General features: G+C 65.4%; 5 protein-coding genes and 2 pseudogenes. 2 read left to right on the plus strand and 5 right to left on the minus strand.

Going from position 1 to position 3,673, the window contains the following annotated elements; translation table 11 throughout:
- Both WA702_RS29370 and WA702_RS29375 read left to right on the plus strand, forming a co-directional pair.
- Nucleotides 1-112 (plus strand): annotated as a pseudogene (locus WA702_RS29370) (signal recognition particle-docking protein FtsY); the annotation flags it as partial.
- A 110-nt stretch (nucleotides 113-222) separates the two neighbouring features.
- Complete coding sequence (locus WA702_RS29375) at nucleotides 223-825, plus strand: septation protein A (protein WP_425114039.1); 603 nt, start codon at nucleotides 223-225, stop codon at nucleotides 823-825.
- Between the two features lie 93 nt (nucleotides 826-918).
- Here the strand turns inward: WA702_RS29375 and WA702_RS29380 are convergent, their stop codons facing one another.
- The 5 genes and pseudogenes from WA702_RS29380 to WA702_RS29400 all read right to left on the minus strand — a co-directional run.
- Nucleotides 919-1,518 (minus strand): DsbE family thiol:disulfide interchange protein, encoded by a 600-nt coding sequence (locus tag WA702_RS29380; protein WP_425114040.1) that lies wholly within the window; start codon nucleotides 1,516-1,518, stop codon nucleotides 919-921.
- Nucleotides 1,515-1,700 (minus strand): heme exporter protein CcmD, encoded by a 186-nt coding sequence (ccmD, locus tag WA702_RS29385; RefSeq protein ID WP_425114041.1) that lies wholly within the window; start codon nucleotides 1,698-1,700, stop codon nucleotides 1,515-1,517. The genes WA702_RS29380 and ccmD overlap by 4 nt, the downstream gene beginning before the upstream one ends.
- Entirely contained in the window at nucleotides 1,697-2,485 is a 789-nt protein-coding gene (locus tag WA702_RS29390) for a heme ABC transporter permease (protein ID WP_425114042.1), read from the minus strand. The genes ccmD and WA702_RS29390 overlap by 4 nt, the downstream gene beginning before the upstream one ends.
- Before the next feature lie 81 nt (nucleotides 2,486-2,566).
- Nucleotides 2,567-3,235 carry a heme exporter protein CcmB gene (gene ccmB, locus WA702_RS29395; protein WP_425114043.1) on the minus strand — a complete coding sequence of 223 codons (669 nt, stop codon included), beginning with the start codon at nucleotides 3,233-3,235 and terminating at the stop codon, nucleotides 2,567-2,569.
- Between the two features lie 271 nt (nucleotides 3,236-3,506).
- Nucleotides 3,507-3,673: pseudogene (locus WA702_RS29400) on the minus strand (heme ABC exporter ATP-binding protein CcmA); the annotation flags it as partial.

The following is a 3,673-nucleotide window of genomic DNA, read 5'->3' on the forward strand; positions in this document are numbered from 1 at the left end:
GGAGAAGTTCAAGCTGCCGGTGCACTTCATCGGGGTCGGCGAAGGCGTGGATGATCTCTCTCCGTTCGCGGCGAAAGACTTCGCCAAGGCGATCGCGGGAATCGAAAGCTAGATTCCGCTTGTCAGCACGGGAGCCGGCAGGCATCCAAGGTGCCTTGCTAGCCGACCCGAATCTGAGACGACTGATCACCGCCTGGCGGTGACGACGGAACAGGACACCACATGGACAAGACCCAGCCGCATCCGCTGTTCAAGCTTGCGACCGAGCTCGGTCCGCTGCTCGTATTCTTCGCGGTCAACGTCAAGTTTCATCTGTTTGCGGCGACCGGCGCCTTCATGGTCGCGATCGTCGCGGCCCTGATTGCATCCTATGTCGTGACCAAGCACGTGCCGCTGATGGCGCTGGTGACCGGCGTTGTCGTGCTGGTGTTCGGTACGCTGACCCTGGTGCTGCATGACGAGACCTTCATCAAGGTCAAGCCCACTATCATCTATGCGCTGTTCGCCGGCGTGCTCGGCGGCGGGCTGCTGTTCGGCCGCTCCTTCATCGCGATCATGTTTGATCAGATGTTCAATTTGACACCGACCGGCTGGCGCATGCTCACCTTGCGCTGGGCGCTGTTCTTTGCCGGCATGGCGGTGCTGAACGAGATCGTCTGGCGGACCCAGAGCACGAATTTCTGGGTCGGCTTCAAGGCGATCGGTGTGACCTCGCTGACCGCGCTCTTTGCCATCGCACAGATGCCGATGATCAAGCGCTATCACATCGAGCCGGTATCGCTGGAAGAGAGCGAGGCGGACGCCGGCGACGTGAGCAAGGGGTAACTCCCTGCCGTCGTTCCGAGGAGCGTCAGCGACGAAGCAATTCAGACTTCCTCGTTGACTCTGGATTGCTTCGCTTCGTCGCAATTGCGGCGCTTACGAGCCCGCCTTCAGCGCCTTGTCGATCTCGGTGCGCAGCACAGTGTTGATGTTCTCGGGTGTGATCGGGCCGACCAGCTTGTAGACGATGGTGCCGTTGCGTCCGACGATGAAGGTCTCGGGCACGCCATAGACGCCCCACTCGATCCCGGCGCGGCCGTTGCCGTCAACGCCGACGACGTCATAGGGGTTGCCGTAGCGGCCGAGGAAGCGCCGCGCATTGTCGGCGCCATCCTTGTAGTTGATGCCGACGATCTGGAACCGCTTGTCACGGCCGAGATCGACCAGGAGCCGGGCCTCGTCGTGGCAGGGCACGCACCAGGACGCCCAGACATTGACGACGCTGACCTTGCCTTTGAAATCAACAGGATCGAGCCCCGGCACCGGCGTTCCGTTATTGGCGAGCCCCTCGAGCGGGGGCAGCGGCGTCTGCGGCGCCGGATGGCCGATCAGCGCGGAGGGAATCCGCGACGGATCGCCGCTGCCGAGTCCGTACCAGAACAGCACCGCCAGTCCCATGAAGACGACCAGCGGCAGCAGCATCAGCAAGGAGCGTCGGCGCGGCGCCGCCTCGGCCGATTCTGAAATATGGCTCATCGGATCTCCGTCGCGGAGCGGCCCGAGCGCCGGCTGATGCCGCTCTGTTCGAGCGCGCGCAGCCGCGCTTTCTGGGCGCGATAATCGAGCGCGATCCAGCCGATCAACAGCACGACCACCAGCAGCGCGGCGAGATAGGAGGTCGCAATGAACGAGGCGTAGGGGCCGAGATCGATCATCATGCGGCTCCGGCAATCTGGCTTTGTGCAGCATTTGGCGCGGTGCCGGCCGGGATGTCGCTGGCGTAGCCGCGCGCCTGCTGCATCTGCAGGCTGCGCACGCGCCGGCGCAGGATTTCGTTGCGCATCGCCGCGACATGCAAGGTCACAAACAGGAACGAGAATGCGATCGCCATCACCAGCAGCGGGATCAGGAAGGCGTTGTCGAGTGTCGAGCCGCCCATCCGCATCACCGAGGCCGGCTGGTGCAGCGTGTTCCACCAGTCGACCGAAAACTTGATGATCGGCAGGTTGATGGCGCCGACCAAGGTGAGCACCGCGGCGGCGCGCGCGGCGCGTGAGGGGTCCTCGACCGCGCGCCACAGCGCGATCAGGCCGAGATACATCAGGAACAGGATCAGCACCGAGGTGAGCCGGGCGTCCCACTCCCAATAGGTTCCCCACATCGGCCGGCCCCAGAGCGAGCCGGTGACCAGCGCGAGGAAAGTGAAGGAAGCGCCGATCGGGGCGGCGGCCTTGGCCGCCACATCGGCCAGCGGATGCCGCCAGACCAGGGTGCCGAGCGAGGCCACGCTCATGATCCCCCAGACGAACATCGATAGCCAAGCGTTCGGAACATGGATGAACATGATCTTGACGGTGGCGCCCTGCTGGTAATCGTCAGGTGCCGTCGCGGACATGTAGAGCCCGGCCGCCAGCAGCGCGATTGTGATCGCCGCCAGCCACGGCAACAGCCGGGCCGCCAGGGTCAGGAACCGGGAGGGATTGGCGAGGTCGAGGAAGCTCATGGCACCTTGTTAGAGGTGGGATGGGTTCGAGGCAATTAACATAGAACCGCTCTAGAAGTTTTGATCGGCCTCAAACCGAGATTAATCAAGCCCGTGGCGCAGGCTGGCGGCGGCCGCGAACGGGCCGACCACCAGGCTGACCAGCGACAGCGCGCACAGGATCGAGAACGGCCCCCCGAACGAGAGCGGGCCGGAAATCGCCGCCTGCGAGGCGGCGACGCCGAAGATCAGAACGGGGATCGACAGTGGCAGCACCAGCACAGCGAGCAGCAGCCCGCCGCGATGCAGGGTCACGGCGAGACCCGCGCCGATCATACCGATGAAGGTCAGTGCCGGGGTGCCGGCGAGCAGGGTCAGCGCCACCGCGCCGGTCGCCGTGGCATCGAGGTTGAGCAGCAGGCCGAGCACGGGCGTCGCGACCACCAGCGGCAGCCCGGCGGCGAGCCAATGCGCCAGGGCCTTGGCGGCGCAGGCGAGCTCGAGCGGTGTGCGGCTCATCACGATCAGATCGAGTGAGCCGTCGTCATGGTCGGCGGTGAAGAGGCGGTCGAGCGTGAGGAGACTCGCAAGGAGCGCGCCGAGCCAGAGGATCGCGGGGCCGAGCCGGGTCAGCAGTGGCAAATCGGGCCCAAGCGCGAACGGCATCAGCACCACGACAGTGAGGAAGAACAGCACGCCGATCAGCGCGCCGCCGCCGACGCGCAGCGCTAGTCTGATGTCGCGGCGGATCAGGGCCCCTAGCGCAGTCATGGGAAGGGCGCCTCGGAACGGGGTTTGGCGCCGGCTTCAAAGTCGCCAGCCAGGAGGCGGCGCTGTTGAGGCAGGCTCAGTCGGCTCCCTCCCCCCTTGTGGGGGAGGGCTGGGGAGGGGGGTACTCCGGGCGCGAATGCAGTTGGGGTGAACGAGATCTTGATCGAGCCGATAGGGCGTGCCGTGGGGCACCCCCCTCCCTGACCCGTCCCCACAAGGGGGGAGGGAACGGAGAGATCGGGGTTCGTGGTTAGGAAAAAGTAAAAAGCCATCACCCGACGCCCCCGATTCGCAGCTCGCGCGATTCGATGCCGAGCGGGCCGTGGGTGGCGGCGGCGATCAGCCCGCCGGATCTGAGGTGATCGCGCATCAGCTCTGCAAATATCGCTTGCCCCGCGACATCGAGCGCTGTGGTCGGCTCGTCCAGCAGCCACAGCG

The sequence above is a fragment of the Bradyrhizobium sp. genome (genome assembly GCF_049798375.1).
Classification (GTDB): Bacteria; Pseudomonadota; Alphaproteobacteria; order Rhizobiales; family Xanthobacteraceae; genus Bradyrhizobium.